We start from the raw sequence: 16,551 nt of genomic DNA, 5'->3' as shown, positions 1-16,551 counted from the left end.
AGGATAAGCGTATGAAAAAGGAATTAATCGCTTTGGCTATGAGTAGCGTGTTACTCGGTTGCACGACACCGACATCAACGCCTCATAGCGAAGCTGCCAACGTGCAAATGGATTACCATGGCGTGATTAATATCGATAAATGTCAGTATAAAGGGGAAGTCACAGGCAGCGAAGGCCATTGGTACAACTACCTGTTTTACCCAAATGACACATTGATTCAAGGCGCCATGAATCAACTCAAGTCGAATACGATTGAGCTAGGCGCAGATACCGTGATATTCACACTTCCCCAAGATTTTTCCACATCCGTGACTATGCTGGGAACTGCCTATCTGTGTAAGTAAATAGAAACGTAATGGGGTAGCTCACAACTCATATTAGCGAGATGCTCCCTACTATTTCTATTCTAAAAAAAGAAAGCCAGCTTTCGCTGGCTTATGCACTAAATCCAAGGCTTGTTGCTATATCGCCTTTACGCTGGATAACCCATTGACTGTCAAATGGCCCCCAGTCGGATAACTGGTAATAGCCATCATTATGACGTCGCCCATCTTGAACAAACATAAGTTCGATACCGATCCCCGGTAACGCCTTGAGTACATCTTGAATAGTACGACGAGGCCACCCCGTTTTTTCGATGAGTTTAGGCACATTTGGCCTATCAAGGCTTTCCACTAACAATGCTAAATATAGCCGCCTTGCAAAAACAGGACTCAACTCCATTGACACCTCCTATATATGTGCAGCTCAATTATTTCTTTTTTCGCTGACAACATGTTGAGGCTGATCAATAAGTCTCCAATAGTGACATTTTCTTACGCTTTTTTTTCACTCTATGAAATATTCATCACTCTATTTTGTCTGAGTTGCTGCTTCCTGATAGGATTCAACTCATAACAATGAAATAAAATCACTCAAAGGAAGAATAATGACTATCACCATGTTTGGTATCCCAAATTGCGACACCATTAAAAAAGCAAAGAAATGGCTCGAAGCTGAAGGTATCGAGTTCGAATTTCACGATTATCGCAAACAAGGCATCACAGAAGAGCTAGTAACAAGCTTCTGCTCTGAGCTAGGTTGGGAGCTTGTGCTAAACAAACGTGGTACGACTTATCGCCAACTTTCTCAAGAACAGAAAGACACCCTAACAGAAGAAAAAGCGGTGACTTTGCTTGTTGAACAACCTGCAATGATCAAGCGCCCAATCTTAAAAGTTGAGGGTAAGCTTCACATCGGATTTAAAGCCGACCAATACGCGGCTATTTTTGCTTAGATCGTTGTATTTACATAGACAGACAACAGGACGTTGATCAGTGAATCAGCGCCTAAAAATTAATGACTAGACGTTTTATTTAAACAAGGAATTCAAGGATGACAGATAGCCCAACTTTGGCTCTGGCAAAAGACCTAATCAGCCGTCAATCGGTAACACCAGAAGATGCAGGCTGCCAAGACCTGATGATTGAACGCTTAAAAGCACTCGGTTTTGAAATCGAAGTGATGGTATTTGAAGATACGACCAACTTCTGGGCTCGTCGTGGTACTGAAGCGCCTCTGTTTGCTTTTGCTGGTCACACTGATGTGGTACCTGCAGGCCCAATCGAACAGTGGAACACTAAGCCATTCGAACCGACTATCGTAGACGGTTTCCTACATGGCCGTGGCGCTGCTGATATGAAAGGCTCTCTGGCTTCAATGATTGTTGCCGTCGAGCAGTTCATTGCCAAACACCCAGACCACACAGGCTCAATTGGTTTCCTGATCACTTCAGATGAGGAAGGTCCTTTCATCAACGGTACTGTACGTGTTGTTGAAGCATTAATGGCGCGCGGTGAAAACATCGATATGTGTATCGTTGGTGAACCATCGAGCACTGAGTTCGTGGGTGATGTCGTGAAGAACGGCCGTCGTGGCTCTATCACTGGCGACCTAACGATTAAAGGCACACAAGGTCATGTTGCCTACCCTCACCTAGCAAACAACCCAGTACACAGCTCTCTGCTTGCTATTAATGAGCTAACAACAACTGAGTGGGATAAAGGTAATGATTACTTCCCGCCAACCAGTTTCCAAATTCCAAATGTGAGTGCGGGTACTGGTGCTTCAAACGTGATCCCTGGTGAGTTTAATGTTCAGTTTAACCTACGCTTTAGTACAGAGTTAAGCAACGACATCATCGTTGAGCGCATCACAACGACACTCGACAAGTATGATTTCGAATACGACCTAAGATGGACATTCAATGGCGACCCGTTCTTAACAGACGCAGGTTCACTGCTTGATGCTATTGTTGATGCAGTGGGTCACGTCAATGATGTGAAACCAGCACTGCTAACGACTGGCGGTACATCTGATGGTCGCTTTATTGCACGTATGGGCGGACAAGTGGTTGAACTAGGCCCTGTGAATGCAACGATTCACAAGGTTAACGAATGCGTGAAGGTAGCCGATTTAGAAAAGCTAACTGACATGTACGAAAGAACATTAGTGAACCTATTCGCTAAATAGTCTTTCATCAGCGATTCATAGCATCCAATTATTGAGAGACTCGTTATGACACCAGAGCAGCTTACCGGACAATCAGATTCTCATCTAGAGCCTAGCCTGATCGGCACCAAGACCTTCTTGGTCCACAGTGAGGTTAAGAATGACCTGAATAATTTGATTGAAGCTGCTCAGCTCGCTGGTTTTAAAATGGAGATTGCCAGTGGCTTTCGCGACTATGAAAGGCAATCTCTGATTTGGAACCGTAAGTTTTCTGGCGAAGCTCCGATATTAGATTCAGAAAGCCAACCTCTTGATGCTTCAAAACTGACCGAACAACAAAAGCTATCGGCTATCCTGAGATGGTCTGCGCTTCCCGGCGCGAGTCGTCATCATTGGGGTTGTGACTTCGATGTCTTTGCTCGTAACCACTTACCTGAAGGCATACATCTGCAATTAGAACCATGGGAATACCTTACTGGCCACCAGCAATCGTTTTACCAATGGCTATCAGTTCATGCTGCACAATTTGGTTTCTTCTTTCCTTACAGCCAAGATTTGGGTGGTGTGGCGATCGAACCATGGCATATCAGCCATCGCAAAGTATCGGAGTCGTGTTTATCACAGTTATCTCCGACTTTACTTGGCAAGCAACTCCAATCTAAGCCAGTATTAGGGTATGAGATTATTATGGAGCAGCTAGACGAGATCTATGCACGCTTCGTAGCGAATATCAGTCATTAGGAGCGCTTATGTTGGAGTGGCTTACAAACCCTTGGGTTATCATCATCATCGTAGTTAGCGTTGTTGTGGGTAACATCGCAGCGCTCAAACAGACAGCCAATATGGATCTGACGGGGCGTGGTAAAACTGAGCGAGATTTAGATAAGCTCAATCGCTCGGATAAACTTAACCAAGAGAAAGCTGAAAAAGAAGAATCCAAAGACAATAAAGACGCATAGCCTTTTGCTTTGGCTAATCAGCTTGATTGACCAATTTTGATTGACCAATGTAGCCTGATGACAACGAATACAATAAAAAAGAGGACACAGTGTGTCCTCTTTTTTATTTGCTTTTGCTAATCACAAGGCTGATTTAACTCAGCTTGTGACGGCTTGAATGACTACTCAGCTTTCGCTTCTTTGTCATCTTTGGTTTGGTCAGCAATATGCGCTAATACCGGAACCATAGACTTAAGCAGCTCTTCTTCTACTGGCTTACCTGATGCATCCGTTACGTTGATTGACGTACGGTTGCCAAGGTCACCAAATAGGAAGTTGTAAGTGCCTGGCGCTAAGTCGATAGGCTGTAGGCCAATTTCTTCCCAGAACTCATCATCTGGTGCTGCGTACTTCGCCTTCACCGTACCCTGAGATTGATTGCGTTCTTCAAGCTCAAAGCCCATTTCAGGCAACAAGTTAGGCAGACGCTGCCAGAATACATTGTATGGCGTACGAGCAATAATCACAGGGAAACCACTACGGTCAGCACCCATTGAAATTGGAATACGCTTCACCAACTCTTGCGCTTTCAGCGCCGCTTCAGCACGAAGGTTTTCATCGTACTTAGCCATAACTAGGTTGGTCAGGAACGCGTTGTAACGCTCTTTATTGGTTGCCGTTACTGTTTTCTCTTCAGTACCTTCACGCCAATCAATCAGATTAATCTTGAAGCCATGACGGTTGTTTGCTTGGAAGCGAGAGATAGAGTAACGACTACCAATCTCTACGTCTTCATCTTCAGAAACCCAAGTTACCCAATCGGTCTCAATCTCATTCTCTGATTGCTCACGAATACCAATACCACGTTGAGCCAGCATATCTACAGCCGTTTGCCACACGCGGTCTGCCTCTTCTGCGCGAAGAAGCCATAGTGTCACTTCACCGTTTTGACGCTCAGCACGAGCACCCGGGATCAGTTCAAGAACCTGTTGCGGTGGACGAATATCCACTTCACGACCAGTACCACCACTGAATTCACCGCTTGGGATGTCAAAATTTGGGTAGAACTGAGGCTGAGCATCTACAGGCAATTGCCATTGTGAAAACTCAGGTGTTTCTAAGTATTCGAAATCATCTTTGGCTTGGCGACGTTGAGTCGGGTTGCCAGAACATGCTGTAAGAACGAAAACAGCCAGTGACCCAATCACTAGCTGGTGAGAATACTTCATTTATACTCCTAAATGCCGAAGGTTCGCTTCGGCATCACTTCATACGTTTTAGTAAATGCACGCTTCAGTCATTGCTTGAGCAACAACAGGTTGAGCTGGCTCTGACAGTTCAGTCAGCGGTAGACGTAAGCCACCTTCAGCAATCAGACCCATTTTATGAACCGCCCATTTTACGGGAATAGGGTTAGACTCAACGAACAAATTCTTATGTAGAGGCATCAAACGCTCATTGATCGCTTCCGCTTCTTCAAACTTACCTTCTTTTGCTAGCTTGAACATGGTTGCCATATCAGCGGCTGCAACATTGTTCGTTACAGAGATCACGCCATCGCCACCACGCTTAACAAATTCTAGGCCTGTTAAGTCATCACCACTTAGTAAGATAAAGTCTTCGCCACAAAGTTCACGGTGAATTGCAATTCTGTCGAGATCACCCGTCGCATCTTTCAGTGCAACGATGTTTTCGATCTCAGCAAGACGAGCAACCGTTTCTGGCAACAAGTCTACCGCAGTACGACCTGGAACATTGTATAGAATTTGTGGAACGTCACTGACTTCAGCAATCGCTTTGTAGTGTTGGTACAAACCTTCTTGAGTCGGTTTGTTGTAGTAAGGCGTTACGCTCAGGCAACCAGCAATACCAGAACCATTCAACAAACGGCTGAATAGAACAGATTCATGAGTTGCATTTGCACCTGTACCAGCGATAACGGGAATACGACCATCAGCAAATTCAACGATCTTGTTGACGACTTTGACATGCTCTTCAATAGTGAGCGTTGAAGACTCACCTGTTGTGCCAACCGCAACCAGACCATCACTACCTGCAGCAATATGGTGCTCAACTAACTTTTTAAGGCTGTCGAAATCCACTTCACCATCTGTATTAAATGGCGTAACTAGCGCAACGATACTTCCTGAAAACATGTCTATCTCCCTTAATTTATTCTTTTTGCATGTTACTGTAAGCCAATCAATAAACACAAGACATTAAAGTGGCTTACCGGCAACATCTGCATTAAATATTGTCGTATGTTTGAGGTAAAACGAATTCTAACGGCGTTCTACCTAGAATTTGGGTAACCTGCACTCAATCTAGCGGATAGCACATCACTGGATGTCAGTAACAAGTAAGCTGTGCTCTCATCGCTCTATCTCATTTTTTAACGCGCTCGATATTCTTATCATTGGTTGCATGTTCGAAGCAAGGTCGCACATAAAAAGCCCCGCACGCACGCTTATTCCACGAGCTAACTGTGCTAACATGCATGAATCAATGGAATATAAAGAGACGTGATTTTATGACTCAACATCTAGTAATCACAGCTGTGGGCACTGATCGCCCAGGTGTATGCAACCAAGTGGTTCATTTAGTCACCCAATCAGGCTGTAACATTATTGATAGCCGTATCGCCCTGTTTGGCGAAGAATTTACGCTTATCATGCTGCTGTCTGGAAAGGCAAACAACATTACCCGCGTTGAAACCACCTTGCCCTTGCTTGGACAAGAGCACGACTTGATTACGATTATGAAGCGAACCTCAACTCATGATGTTATTGAGAACTCTTACACAGTAGAGGTGTTCGTTGAGTCAGACGATAAAATCGGACTTACTGAGCAGTTTACCCAGTTCTTCGCAGACCGAAACATCGGCCTCGATTCGTTAAGTGCACGAACCATCAATAAATCTAAGGTTCAACTCGATAACGACCAATTCCATATCTCTATTACCGCTTCTGTGCAATCAGAATGTAATTTGATGCAGCTACAAGAAGAATTTGACGCGCTGTGTCAGAGCCTATCCGTACAAGGCTCGCTCAACTTTATCAAAAACAGTTTTTAAAAAGGAAATATCATGAATACGCTAACGGCTGGTGTTCCAGCACCTGCTTTTTCTCTTCCTGATCAAGATGGCAATATCGTATCTCTTGGTGACTTCAAAGGTAAAAAAGTCCTTTTCTATTTTTACCCAAAAGCAATGACTCCAGGTTGTATTGTGCAAGCTGAAGGTCTGCGTGATATCAAAGCACAGCTTGATGACCTAAATGTGGTTGTTCTAGGTGTGAGTGTTGATCCAGTAAAACGCCTACCAAATTTCGTCGAGAAGAAATCTCTAAACTTCACACTGCTATCAGATGAAGACCACAGCGTTGCTGAGCAGTTTGGCGTTTGGGGCGAGAAGAAATTCATGGGCAAAGTGTACGACGGTCTGCACCGTATTAGCTTCCTAATTGATGAAGAAGGTCAGATTGAACACGTCTTCAACAAGTTCAAGACTAAGACTCACCACGAAGTGGTTCTAGACTACTTCAATCCAGAAGCTTAATGTTGTTTCTAGTGAGTTGATGACCTAGTTTCATACCTAGATGATCTAAGTTCACAATTGACTAAGCCAAATACAAAAAGGCCGAATATCATAGATATTCGGCCTTTTTAATACTTACTCAACTGTATTGATCTTCAATTATGATTGATGCTCAGGGTCATCGTCGAGAGCATGACTCGGTAAGGCATTCCAAACCGCCTTAACTAGCGTCGCCAACGGGATAGCAAAGAACACGCCCCAGAATCCCCACAGTCCGCCAAACACCAACACCGCAACAATAATCGCGACTGGGTGCAGATTCACGGCTTCAGAGAACAGAACAGGAACGAGCACGTTGCCATCTAGCGCTTGGATAATACCGTAAGCCAATAACAGCCAGTAGAACTGAGGCTCTAATCCCCACTGGAACAGGCCAACAATCGCAACTGGAACGGTCACAGCTGCCGCACCGATATAAGGAATCAGTACCGAGAAGCCAACCGCGACAGCCAGCAGAGCTGAATAACGTAAATCTAGAATAGCAAAGGTCACGTAGCTGACACCACCGACGATCAAGATCTCAAGTACCTTGCCGCGAATATAGTTCGAGATTTGTTGGTTCATCTCAACCCAAACCTTGGTCGCTAGACGACGGTTTTTAGGCAACACGCCACTCGCCATGCTGATCATCTCTTCTTTATCTTTTAGTAAGAAGAAGATAAGCAGCGGCACAAGAATCAAATAAACCGCAAGCGTAGCCAAGCTCACAAGAGAAGCCAAAGAACCTTTAACAACACTTTCACCAAAGCCTAATGCTTTGTTTTTCGCATTAGACACAATCGATTCAACGATCTGCAAGTTTGCTAACTCAGGATAACGCTCAGGAATGGTCGCGATGAACTTCTGTAAGCCGCCATACATACTTGGAATATCATTGATGAGGTTACCCACTTGCTCCCAAATGGTCGGCACTAAACCAAACAGCGCCAGCAACATCAGGCTAAAGAACATCATGATGACCAGCATCACCGATGGCGTTCTTGGAACACCAAGTCTTTGGAGTTGGGTAACCGGCCACTCAAGTAAATAAGCCAATACAATAGCCACCAACAATGGCGCGATGAGATGACCAAAGAAGTAGATCGTAATAAAGCCGAAGAGAATGATGGCAACCAAACTGACAGCATGGGGATCAGAGAAACGTCGTTTATACCAACGATTGACCATTTCAAGCATCTGACTGCAATTCCTTTTTAGTGACGAGGAGATGATAGTAATTAGAACAAACCTCAGTGATGACGTCATAGGCTTGCTTAGACAAAAAAGTAACAATATCTTTCATTGAGCTGTTATCAGAGACATAAATTGACAATGATTGCCCTACTTCTAACTTTACACTGTGACGCTTGGCTAATAATAGTGCCATTGGACAGCGCTCTTGGCGTAAATCTAGAATATTAGGTGTCATTCTTGAGCTCGATGCTTATTATAAGGGTCGTATTGTAATCTGTTTTTGAAAACGCGCCATCATTCATTCATCTTCCTTCATGATAGCGCACGCACTCGGCAAAGGTTACATCAGATAAAGAACCAATTTGCATTGCACTTGTCTTACTGTCAGAAGAAACGGAGTATTACTGACTAATATGTTTAAACGCGCTCGCTCAATTGCTTGCTTATGCATCGCAGCTACATTAAGTACCCCAACGTTGGCGAATACCAACAGTTTGGAGCTACCCGATATCGGCACCGCTGCTGGCGGCACCCTCACTATCGACCAAGAACTTATCTATGGTGATGCCTACATGCGCATCATCAGAAGCAGCCAGCCTATCGTAAACGACCCGGTTCTCAACCAGTACATTGATACGCTTGGCCATCGTCTTGTCGCAAGCGCGAACGATGTAAAGACACCTTTCCAGTTCTTTATGATCCGAGACCGCAACATCAACGCCTTTGCATTCTTTGGTGGTTATGTTGCTTTGCACTCAGGTCTGTTCCTGCATGCACAATCTGAAAGTGAGTTGGCTTCAGTATTGGCGCACGAAATCGCGCACGTTACCCAACGTCACTTAGCGCGTAGTATGGAAGATCAAGCGCGTCGTTCTCCAGCAACCATCGCAGCGCTAGCAGCCTCTGTATTATTGGCCATTGCAGCACCTGAAGCAGGTATCGCAGCTCTAACTGCCACAACCGCTGGTAACATGCAAAGCCAGATCAACTACACCCGTAGTAATGAAAAAGAAGCTGACCGCTTTGGTATCAATACACTGGCGAAAGCAGGGTTCGATGTGAATGCGATGCCGCGTTTCTTCGGTCGTTTGGCTGATGAATACCGTTATGCCAGCACACCCCCCCCAATGCTGCTGACTCACCCATTACCAGAAGATCGAATCACCGATTCACGCGTTCGCGCTCGCAGCTATCCGCCACTAAAACTGGCCCCATCACTGGACTACCATCTAGCAAGAGCTCGCATTGTCGCGCGCTATGCGGGCATTAATAATGATGCTGCTCTAGATTGGTTTGAACGTAAGCTGAAGAAAGCACCTAAAGCCTTGGTTCCATCATTAGAGTATGGCCAAGCACTGGTTTACTTAGATTCTAAAAAATTAGATAAAGCTGAGCCGATTCTGACCAAGCTCATCAACAGCGATCCAACCAACCTGTTTTATCTAGATGCCATTTCAGACCTCCATATTGAACAGAAAAAGCCTGAGATTGCGATTAAAGAACTCGAATCAGCACTGGTTCGCCAACCAAACAACCCTGTTCTAACCATTAACTACGCCAATGCGCTGATTGAAAATGAAGACCTACAGGAAGCCGTTCGCGTGTTGCAACGTTACACGCACGATAACCCGAACGACACCAACGGCTGGCACCTACTTTCAAAAGTAAATACAAGCCTGGGTAATAGCGACGAAGAGCTGGCTGCTCGTGCAGAGATCTTGGCACTGCAAGCCAACTGGAACAAAGCGATTCAGTACTATACGCAGGCTAGTCAAATCGCAGAGCTCGGCAGCCTAAAACAAGCACGTTACGACGCCCGAATTGATCAACTAATGATTCAGCGTGAACGCTTCTTGTCGTTACAGTAAGTGTATTTATTGGCAGCGGTTCGTTGTCAGAAGAAAAAGAAAGCTCAACGTTACATAGTTAAAGAAGCCACTCAAGTGGCTTCAACTTAACAATTGCTTCAACTTAACAATTGCTTCAACTGAACAATTGCTTCAACTGAACAATTGCTTCAACTGAACAATTAAATCAAAAATAATAATGAGGAAGAACCATGTCCGTCGTGATTTATCATAACCCACGCTGCTCAAAGAGCCGTCAAACTCTAGAACTGCTTGAAACAAACGGCGTACAGCCAGAAGTTATCAAATACCTAGATACGCCTTTAACTATCGAGCAACTTAAAGTGCTTTTCACGCAGCTTGGTTTTGACAGTGTTCGCGAAATGATGCGCACCAAAGAAGCGGATTACAAAGAGGCTAATCTTGGCGATGCATCGGTTACCGATGAAGATCTATTCTCAGCAATGGCGACAAATCCAAAACTGTTTGAACGCCCTGTTGTTGTTGCGAACAACAAAGCAAAGATTGGTCGTCCACCAGAGCAAGTGCTAGAGATTCTGTAAGCCGATATGAGCATCAACATTCTTGTTCTCTACTACAGCCGCCACGGCAACACACGAGCGCTAGCAAGGCAAATTGCACGAGGGGTTGAATCTATCCCGAACTGCGAAGCCATGTTAAGAACAGTGAACGACGTATACACAGCAGAAGAGCAGCCTGATTCGCGTTATCAGCCGACCGATCCAATTGCGACACTGCAAGAGCTCCGTTCTTGCAATGGTTTAGCGCTAGGCAGTCCGGTTTGGTTTGGCAACATGGCTGGACCTATGAAGCACTTTTGGGACAGTACAACATCACTGTGGATTAATGGCGATCTGATCGATAAGCCAGGTTGCGTGTTTACCTCTTCTTCATCACTGCATGGCGGGCAAGAGACCACACAACAAAGCATGATGTTGCCACTGCTTCACCATGGCATGTTAGTGGTGGGTATCCCCTACTCAGAACCTGCGCTGCACACCACTCAAACTGGTGGCACACCCTATGGTGCGAGTAGTACCGGAGAGAGCGCTTCATTAAGCAAAGATGAAATTGAGTTGGCGCAAAACCTAGGCAAACGCCTAGCGCGCATCGCAATAAACCAGAAGGGAATTTCTCAATGATGTATATGCCAGAGAAGGCGATGTCTCCCACAACCAAGCTATTCCGCTACCTTGCTTTAGCGGGCAACTTGTCGCTTTTATTCTGGGTGATTGCTTGGCAGATGACACTTTCGCCGCACCCTCATCTGAGTAATGTAACGCTTGCGATCGCTTGGGCTATACCGCTGTTACTGCCATTACCGGGCATTCTAGCAGGTAAACCTTATACGCATGCTTGGGCGAACTTTGTCTTAATGCTCTACTTCCTACACGCATTAACTATTTTGTATGTAGACGGTGGCGAGCGCTTATTAGCGGCTGTAGAACTGCTTCTGACGACTCTAGGCTTCGCGGGCAATATCTTATTTACTCGCTTTCGAGCCAAAGAATTAGGCATCAAACTTAAGCGCCTTTCTGAAGTAGAAAAGACCGAGAAAGCTAAGTTCGAGCAGTAACCTGGATTAGGTTGTCCTGATCTAGTATCAATAGAAAAAAGTGACAACAAACAAAAAGCCCTGCGAGATTTCTCTTGCAGGGCTTTTTCATTTCAATCGGTCATGTCAGAAGACAATCACTAGCGAACCCATTCGTATACTAGGCTTGGCTTAGCATGTACTGGCGCAACAACTGTTAGCACTTCCGAGCCAGACGTATTCGTTAGCTCAGCATCCGCTTCAGTTGATAACTCACTACCTTTGATGACTTGAACACTTGGGTCAGCTTCGTTAGCCGTCGCTTCTGCGCCATCGTCCAGGGTCGTATCAGTAACAGCTGCTGAATCATCGCCTACAGACATGGTGTTGTCTTGCGTTTCAAATTCAGGGCTCACTTCAGGTTCAATATAAGATTCTTCAACCTTTGCGACTTGGCGAATGCTTTCCACTTCTTGCTCAAACTCTTGTTGAGTCGACAATAAGTGAATTCGAAAAGTTACTTCGTTATTCTGAATTTTCAGAATATCTAAGCTTGCCACCGAGTTTAAACGCTTAAGTGCATTCTCCAATTGGAAAAAGTCTTGTGCATTATTCAGGCTAATAAATTGCGTTAAAATCGACTCTGATGATTCACTTGCTACTGTAACCGCACTTTTACCTGCGTAGTAGTTACTGATTTGGTCGACAAGTTTCTTAGAAGTCGTCGCGCTGTTGCCCGATAGCGAACCACTGACTGGCGATTTTGGTGCGCTCGTCAATTGGTTTGGCTTTTGATCGTATAGAGTCCAACGTAGACCTGAAGATTGAGCTTTTATCACCAGAACAGCATCAACCGGGTAACGCTGACTCGCTTTACTGATCGGTGTAACAAAGCTACCCCAAAGATCAGAGGTCGCAATACCCGTAATGTCATCAAAATCACCCACTGGTAGCGTTAGAGGCAAACCGCGCTCTTTTGCGTTGGCTTGTAAACCTGCCGCTAATTGTGAGTTGGAGTGTTCCCACACAATATTCTTGTCGTAATTCTGTTCTTCCACCAGCCAAACAAGGATATTTGAGCGAGTATCAGGCCAGTACGGCAGTTGCGCTTGAGTCAGTAGCGAACGGATTTGAGCGCCGTTAAAACGCATGCGCAATGTTGATTGGTAATTGCTTTCACCAAAACTCATTTGAGACATGTACTGCGAACTCTTACGCATCGCCTTTTGAATCGTCTCATTCGAAGCGACATCAGTTTGGCCAGTCGCACGTATCAAAACCTGCTCCATGCCGGTATTTCTTGCCACTTGTTCTGGCTGTTTGTTTTCAGCGTTAATCGCAACTTCAGCACTAAAGATATCTACTTGAGTTAATGCATAACTCGGAGAGGCTAATAGTCCCATCAACAACAATGCTATGTAGCGCATACTGATCCTAATATTCAAATCTTGTGCCTAGATGATAAGCAACTATGGATTGAGGGGCAAGGTCGATAGCGCCCACTGTGTTTAATAACCACAAAATATCACCTGGCCATGATAAATCGCTCACTTATAAACTGAATTTTTCGAGCTTTGACGAATATAAAATATCACTAAGATAAATAAATTTGATCTATTTGGTGTGGCAATCGATTGCTAAGTGATAGAATCCCGCGAATTTTATTTTTCACTTTTCATATAACGACCATTTTTAAGGACATAACATGAAGAATGCTCTGCAAGGTGCACAAATGCTGTTTGTAGCTTTTGGTGCGCTTGTATTAGTGCCGCTACTGACTGGACTCGATCCCAACGTTGCACTCTTTGGCGCGGGTATCGGCACCCTTTTATTCCAACTTATTACACGCCGTTCAGTGCCAATCTTCTTAGCGTCTTCTTTTGCATTCATCGCGCCTATCATGTTTGGTATTCAAACTTGGGGTGTCGGTGCAACCACGGGCGGCCTAATGGCGGCTGGTGTTGTGTATGTCTTAATGGGCGCGTTGATTAAAGTGCGTGGCGTAGCCTTCATCCATAAACTGCTTCCACCCGTCGTGGTTGGCCCTGTGATCATGGTTATCGGCTTAGGTCTTGCGCCTGTTGCAGTAAACATGGCGCTAGGCAAAACCGGCGATGGTGCGGTTCAACTTATCGATGCAGACGCCGCGTTATGGATCTCGTCTATTTCATTGCTAGTGACGATTGTCATCAGTGTGTTCTCGAAAGGCTTCCTTAAATTATTGCCTATCTTTGGTGGCATTGTTGCGGGTTACGTAACGAGCTTGGTATACGGTGTCGTTGATTTTACTCCCGTAGCTCAAGCAGCTTGGTTAGCACTACCAAACTTCACTGCACCAGAGTTCAACATCAACGCTATCTTCTTTATGGTGTTTGTGGCAATTGCACCTGCTGTTGAGCACGTGGGCGACATGCTTGCTATCTCGAACGTAACCGGTAAAGACTACCTTAAGAAGCCAGGCTTACACCGCACTATTACTGGTGATGGTGTGGCAACGATTGCCGCTTCTATGCTGGGCGCGCCACCCAATACAACCTACAGTGAAGTAACGGGTGCTGTAATGCTGACTAAAGCATTCAACCCAGTGATCATGACTTGGGCAGCAGTAACAGCGATTGTTCTGGCTCTAGTAGGTAAGCTAGGTGCTCTTCTGCAAACGATCCCAGTTCCTGTGATGGGCGGCATCATGATTCTACTGTTTGGTTCTATCGCGACGGTAGGCTTGAATACTCTAATTCAGAATAAAGTAGACCTACACAAATCACGCAACCTTGTGATTGTGGGTATTACGTTAGTCTTCGGCATTGGCGGCATGGCATTTGGCATCGGCGACTTTAGCCTACAGGGCGTAAGCTTATGCGGTATCGTGGCAATCCTACTTAACCTAGTCCTTCCAGAAGAATTAGGCGATAACACCGTAGTAGACAAAGCTCAAATCGATTAATTTATCGGTAAGGCTAGATTCAAAAGAATCACAACCTAACAAGATCAAAAAAGGGAGAGCATCGAATGCTCTCCCTTTTATTTATACGGCTAATTAAGCAGGTTCAGTTAAATTTAAAACTCTTTAAATTAACTTAAACCAAAACTGAATTACTTAGTACCGAAGATCTTATCACCAGCATCGCCAAGACCAGGAACAATGTAGCCCTTGTCGTTTAGCTTCTCATCGATTGCAGCCGTGTACAGCTCAACATCTGGGTGCGCTTTTTCTAGAGCAGCGATACCTTCAGGAGCCGCTACAAGCACAAGAATCTTAAAGTGCTTACAACCTTTCTCTTTCATAAGGTCGATAGTCGCGATCATAGAACCACCCGTCGCAAGCATTGGATCTACCACTAGAGCAATACGCTCGTCGATGTTAGATGCAAGCTTGTTGAAGTATGGTACTGGCTCAAGCGTTTCTTCGTCACGGTAGATACCCACAACGCTGATACGTGCACTTGGGATGTGCTCAAGAACGCCGTCCATCATGCCTAGACCAGCACGTAGGATTGGCACTACAGTTACTTTTTTACCTTTAATTTGGTCAACTTCTACTGGACCGTTCCAACCGTTAATCGTCACACGCTCAGTTTCAAAATCTGATGTCGCTTCGTATGTTAGAAGGCTACCCACTTCTGTCGCTAGCTCACGAAAACGCTTAGTGCTAATGTCACCTTCACGCATCAGGCCAATTTTATGTTTTACTAGCGGGTGTTTCACTTCAACAACTTTCATTTCCAACTCCGGCAATATTTAAACAAACCTGTAGATTATACACGAACTGTGGGGTTATTTCAGAATCTTTATTCTAATAAAAAAAACCGCGCAAACGTTTGCTCTTGGTAATCAAGCCCTGTTAGAATAGCGCCGTTTTCACATCCAACTTAAGTTCGAGGACTATCCCGTGAGTGGTAATACTTCTTCTCTAAGCTACAAAGACGCTGGTGTTGATATCGACGCAGGTAATGCACTAGTAGACCGTATCAAAGGTGCTGTTAAACGCACTCGTCGCCCTGAAGTAATGGGCGGTATTGGTGGCTTTGGCGCCCTATGTGAACTTCCAACGAAATACAAAGAGCCAGTACTTGTTTCAGGTACTGATGGTGTTGGTACTAAACTTCGCCTTGCTTTGGATCTGAAAAAACACGACACCATTGGTATCGATCTAGTGGCAATGTGTGTGAACGACTTAATCGTTCAAGGTGGTGAGCCGTTATTCTTCCTAGACTACTACGCAACAGGTAAGCTAGATGTAGATACAGCTTCAGACGTTGTTTCTGGTATCGCTGAAGGTTGTGTTCAAGCTGGCTGTGCACTAATCGGTGGTGAAACGGCTGAAATGCCTGGCATGTACGAAGGCGATGACTACGATGTTGCTGGCTTCTGTGTTGGTGTCGTAGAAAAAGCTGACATCATCGATGGCACTAAAGTAGCTGCAGGCGACGCACTTATCGCTGTTGGTTCAAGTGGTCCACACTCAAACGGTTACTCTTTAATTCGTAAAGTTCTAGAAGTTTCTGGTGCTGATAAAAGTGAAGAGCTAGAAGGTCGTACTATTGGTGAGCACCTACTAGAACCTACTAAGATTTACATCAAGTCGGCACTTAAGATGATTGCTGAGCATGACATTCATGCTATCTCGCACATCACAGGTGGTGGTTTCTGGGAAAACATCCCACGCGTACTTCCTGAAGGTACTAAAGCAGTCATTGATGGCAAGAGCTGGGAATGGCCTGCTATCTTCAACTGGCTACAAGAGAAAGGTAACGTGGAGACATTTGAAATGTACCGCACTTTCAACTGTGGTGTAGGCCTAGTTGTTGCTCTACCTAAAGATCAAGCAGACGCTGCTGTTGAACTACTGAAAGCTGAAGGCGAAAACGCTTGGGTTATCGGTGAGATCGCAAACTCTGAAGCTGGCGAAGAGCAAGTAGAAATCAAATAAGTGATACGCTCACTTACTTAGTT

The 16,551-nt window shown here is 45.0% G+C and carries 20 protein-coding genes; 13 read left to right on the top strand and 7 right to left on the bottom strand.

Translation table 11 applies throughout. The features are described 5' to 3' along the window. Nucleotides 1-11 precede the first annotated feature (11 nt). Nucleotides 12-344: a DUF4156 domain-containing protein gene (locus LMH68_RS11985; protein WP_065585044.1), complete on the top strand. Its 333-nt coding sequence runs from the start codon at nt 12-14 to the stop codon at nt 342-344. Nucleotides 345-435: 91 nt separating this feature from the next. On the opposite strand, the gene LMH68_RS11980 is transcribed toward LMH68_RS11985, so the two are convergent. After that, nucleotides 436-723, bottom strand: coding sequence for a winged helix-turn-helix domain-containing protein (locus LMH68_RS11980; RefSeq protein ID WP_004734273.1), 288 nt, complete (start codon nt 721-723; stop codon nt 436-438). A gap of 205 nt (nt 724-928) precedes the next feature. On the opposite strand from LMH68_RS11980, the gene LMH68_RS11975 reads away from it, so the two are divergent. From LMH68_RS11975 to LMH68_RS11960, 4 genes are all read left to right on the top strand, one after another. Continuing rightward, entirely contained in the window at nt 929-1,276 is a 348-nt protein-coding gene (locus LMH68_RS11975) for an ArsC family reductase (RefSeq protein WP_017060699.1), read from the top strand. Between the two features lie 98 nt (nt 1,277-1,374). Then, the gene (dapE, locus tag LMH68_RS11970) at nt 1,375-2,511 is read left to right on the top strand and encodes a succinyl-diaminopimelate desuccinylase (protein WP_229647142.1); all 1,137 of its coding nucleotides are present in this window, start codon (nt 1,375-1,377) and stop codon (nt 2,509-2,511) included. A gap of 45 nt (nt 2,512-2,556) precedes the next feature. Beyond that, nucleotides 2,557-3,231 carry a M15 family metallopeptidase gene (locus LMH68_RS11965; RefSeq protein ID WP_017063385.1) on the top strand — a complete coding sequence of 225 codons (675 nt, stop codon included), beginning with the start codon at nt 2,557-2,559 and terminating at the stop codon, nt 3,229-3,231. An 8-nt stretch (nt 3,232-3,239) separates the two neighbouring features. Beyond that, nucleotides 3,240-3,449, top strand: a complete 210-nt coding sequence (locus LMH68_RS11960) for a DUF2897 family protein (RefSeq protein WP_017060702.1) — start codon at nt 3,240-3,242, stop codon at nt 3,447-3,449. A 161-nt stretch (nt 3,450-3,610) separates the two neighbouring features. Here LMH68_RS11960 and bamC read toward each other — a convergent pair whose 3' ends face one another. Then, complete coding sequence (gene bamC, locus LMH68_RS11955; protein WP_017060703.1) at nt 3,611-4,657, bottom strand: outer membrane protein assembly factor BamC; 1,047 nt, start codon at nt 4,655-4,657, stop codon at nt 3,611-3,613. A 48-nt stretch (nt 4,658-4,705) separates the two neighbouring features. Then, nucleotides 4,706-5,584, bottom strand: a complete 879-nt coding sequence (dapA, locus tag LMH68_RS11950; RefSeq protein ID WP_017060704.1) for a 4-hydroxy-tetrahydrodipicolinate synthase — start codon at nt 5,582-5,584, stop codon at nt 4,706-4,708. Nucleotides 5,585-5,958: 374 nt separating this feature from the next. Here dapA and LMH68_RS11945 point away from each other — a divergent pair, with 374 nt between their 5' ends. Together LMH68_RS11945 and bcp are read left to right on the top strand one after the other, a co-directional pair. Beyond that, nucleotides 5,959-6,501 carry a glycine cleavage system protein R gene (locus LMH68_RS11945; protein ID WP_017079431.1) on the top strand — a complete coding sequence of 181 codons (543 nt, stop codon included), beginning with the start codon at nt 5,959-5,961 and terminating at the stop codon, nt 6,499-6,501. 12 nt (nt 6,502-6,513) lie between these two features. After that, nucleotides 6,514-6,984, top strand: a complete 471-nt coding sequence (gene bcp, locus LMH68_RS11940; protein ID WP_017079430.1) for a thioredoxin-dependent thiol peroxidase — start codon at nt 6,514-6,516, stop codon at nt 6,982-6,984. 138 nt (nt 6,985-7,122) lie between these two features. On the opposite strand, the gene LMH68_RS11935 is transcribed toward bcp, so the two are convergent. Together LMH68_RS11935 and LMH68_RS11930 are read right to left on the bottom strand one after the other, a co-directional pair. After that, nucleotides 7,123-8,199, bottom strand: coding sequence for an AI-2E family transporter (locus tag LMH68_RS11935; protein ID WP_017084129.1), 1,077 nt, complete (start codon nt 8,197-8,199; stop codon nt 7,123-7,125). Beyond that, on the bottom strand, nt 8,192-8,431 hold the full coding sequence (locus LMH68_RS11930; RefSeq protein WP_004734311.1) for a sulfurtransferase TusA family protein: 240 nt from the start codon (nt 8,429-8,431) through the stop codon (nt 8,192-8,194). The genes LMH68_RS11935 and LMH68_RS11930 overlap by 8 nt, the downstream gene beginning before the upstream one ends. A 178-nt stretch (nt 8,432-8,609) precedes the next feature. Here LMH68_RS11930 and LMH68_RS11925 point away from each other — a divergent pair, with 178 nt between their 5' ends. The 4 genes from LMH68_RS11925 to LMH68_RS11910 all read left to right on the top strand — a co-directional run bounded on the left by LMH68_RS11925 (nt 8,610) and on the right by LMH68_RS11910 (nt 11,640). Further along, nucleotides 8,610-10,064 carry a tetratricopeptide repeat protein gene (locus LMH68_RS11925; RefSeq protein WP_229647143.1) on the top strand — a complete coding sequence of 485 codons (1,455 nt, stop codon included), beginning with the start codon at nt 8,610-8,612 and terminating at the stop codon, nt 10,062-10,064. 191 nt (nt 10,065-10,255) lie between these two features. Then, nucleotides 10,256-10,606 (top strand): arsenate reductase (glutaredoxin), encoded by a 351-nt coding sequence (gene arsC / locus LMH68_RS11920; RefSeq protein ID WP_017084132.1) that lies wholly within the window; start codon nt 10,256-10,258, stop codon nt 10,604-10,606. 6 nt (nt 10,607-10,612) lie between these two features. Further along, nucleotides 10,613-11,206 (top strand): NAD(P)H:quinone oxidoreductase, encoded by a 594-nt coding sequence (wrbA, locus tag LMH68_RS11915; protein WP_108110913.1) that lies wholly within the window; start codon nt 10,613-10,615, stop codon nt 11,204-11,206. Beyond that, nucleotides 11,203-11,640, top strand: a complete 438-nt coding sequence (locus LMH68_RS11910; RefSeq protein ID WP_004734315.1) for a DUF2069 domain-containing protein — start codon at nt 11,203-11,205, stop codon at nt 11,638-11,640. The genes wrbA and LMH68_RS11910 overlap by 4 nt, the downstream gene beginning before the upstream one ends. A 119-nt stretch (nt 11,641-11,759) precedes the next feature. Here LMH68_RS11910 and LMH68_RS11905 read toward each other — a convergent pair whose 3' ends face one another. Continuing rightward, entirely contained in the window at nt 11,760-13,025 is a 1,266-nt protein-coding gene (locus tag LMH68_RS11905) for a DUF2066 domain-containing protein (protein ID WP_229647144.1), read from the bottom strand. Nucleotides 13,026-13,303: 278 nt separating this feature from the next. Here LMH68_RS11905 and LMH68_RS11900 point away from each other — a divergent pair, with 278 nt between their 5' ends. Next, entirely contained in the window at nt 13,304-14,542 is a 1,239-nt protein-coding gene (locus LMH68_RS11900) for a uracil-xanthine permease family protein (RefSeq protein ID WP_229647145.1), read from the top strand. Between the two features lie 149 nt (nt 14,543-14,691). On the opposite strand, the gene upp is transcribed toward LMH68_RS11900, so the two are convergent. Then, nucleotides 14,692-15,318, bottom strand: a complete 627-nt coding sequence (gene upp / locus LMH68_RS11895; RefSeq protein ID WP_004734318.1) for a uracil phosphoribosyltransferase — start codon at nt 15,316-15,318, stop codon at nt 14,692-14,694. 169 nt (nt 15,319-15,487) lie between these two features. On the opposite strand from upp, the gene purM reads away from it, so the two are divergent. Then, entirely contained in the window at nt 15,488-16,528 is a 1,041-nt protein-coding gene (gene purM, locus LMH68_RS11890; protein ID WP_229647146.1) for a phosphoribosylformylglycinamidine cyclo-ligase, read from the top strand. Nucleotides 16,529-16,551 lie beyond the last annotated feature (23 nt).

It is taken from the genome of Vibrio sp. F13 (assembly GCF_020806305.2).
GTDB classification, from domain to species: domain Bacteria; phylum Pseudomonadota; class Gammaproteobacteria; order Enterobacterales; family Vibrionaceae; genus Vibrio; species Vibrio crassostreae_C.
This window is presented reverse-complemented; position numbering and strand designations above follow the sequence as displayed.

What these genes read in the sequence shown, in the direction of transcription:
- LMH68_RS11985 (WP_065585044.1), top strand. Translation starts at nt 12, where the DNA reads ATGAAAAAGGAATTAATCGCTTTGGCTATGAGTAGCGTGTTACTCGGT.
- LMH68_RS11980 (WP_004734273.1), bottom strand. Translation starts at nt 723, where the DNA reads ATGGAGTTGAGTCCTGTTTTTGCAAGGCGGCTATATTTAGCATTGTTA.
- LMH68_RS11975 (WP_017060699.1), top strand. Translation starts at nt 929, where the DNA reads ATGACTATCACCATGTTTGGTATCCCAAATTGCGACACCATTAAAAAA.
- dapE (WP_229647142.1), top strand. Translation starts at nt 1,375, where the DNA reads ATGACAGATAGCCCAACTTTGGCTCTGGCAAAAGACCTAATCAGCCGT.
- LMH68_RS11965 (WP_017063385.1), top strand. Translation starts at nt 2,557, where the DNA reads ATGACACCAGAGCAGCTTACCGGACAATCAGATTCTCATCTAGAGCCT.
- LMH68_RS11960 (WP_017060702.1), top strand. Translation starts at nt 3,240, where the DNA reads ATGTTGGAGTGGCTTACAAACCCTTGGGTTATCATCATCATCGTAGTT.
- bamC (WP_017060703.1), bottom strand. Translation starts at nt 4,657, where the DNA reads ATGAAGTATTCTCACCAGCTAGTGATTGGGTCACTGGCTGTTTTCGTT.
- dapA (WP_017060704.1), bottom strand. Translation starts at nt 5,584, where the DNA reads ATGTTTTCAGGAAGTATCGTTGCGCTAGTTACGCCATTTAATACAGAT.
- LMH68_RS11945 (WP_017079431.1), top strand. Translation starts at nt 5,959, where the DNA reads ATGACTCAACATCTAGTAATCACAGCTGTGGGCACTGATCGCCCAGGT.
- bcp (WP_017079430.1), top strand. Translation starts at nt 6,514, where the DNA reads ATGAATACGCTAACGGCTGGTGTTCCAGCACCTGCTTTTTCTCTTCCT.
- LMH68_RS11935 (WP_017084129.1), bottom strand. Translation starts at nt 8,199, where the DNA reads ATGCTTGAAATGGTCAATCGTTGGTATAAACGACGTTTCTCTGATCCC.
- LMH68_RS11930 (WP_004734311.1), bottom strand. Translation starts at nt 8,431, where the DNA reads ATGACACCTAATATTCTAGATTTACGCCAAGAGCGCTGTCCAATGGCA.
- LMH68_RS11925 (WP_229647143.1), top strand. Translation starts at nt 8,610, where the DNA reads ATGTTTAAACGCGCTCGCTCAATTGCTTGCTTATGCATCGCAGCTACA.
- arsC (WP_017084132.1), top strand. Translation starts at nt 10,256, where the DNA reads ATGTCCGTCGTGATTTATCATAACCCACGCTGCTCAAAGAGCCGTCAA.
- wrbA (WP_108110913.1), top strand. Translation starts at nt 10,613, where the DNA reads ATGAGCATCAACATTCTTGTTCTCTACTACAGCCGCCACGGCAACACA.
- LMH68_RS11910 (WP_004734315.1), top strand. Translation starts at nt 11,203, where the DNA reads ATGATGTATATGCCAGAGAAGGCGATGTCTCCCACAACCAAGCTATTC.
- LMH68_RS11905 (WP_229647144.1), bottom strand. Translation starts at nt 13,025, where the DNA reads ATGCGCTACATAGCATTGTTGTTGATGGGACTATTAGCCTCTCCGAGT.
- LMH68_RS11900 (WP_229647145.1), top strand. Translation starts at nt 13,304, where the DNA reads ATGAAGAATGCTCTGCAAGGTGCACAAATGCTGTTTGTAGCTTTTGGT.
- upp (WP_004734318.1), bottom strand. Translation starts at nt 15,318, where the DNA reads ATGAAAGTTGTTGAAGTGAAACACCCGCTAGTAAAACATAAAATTGGC.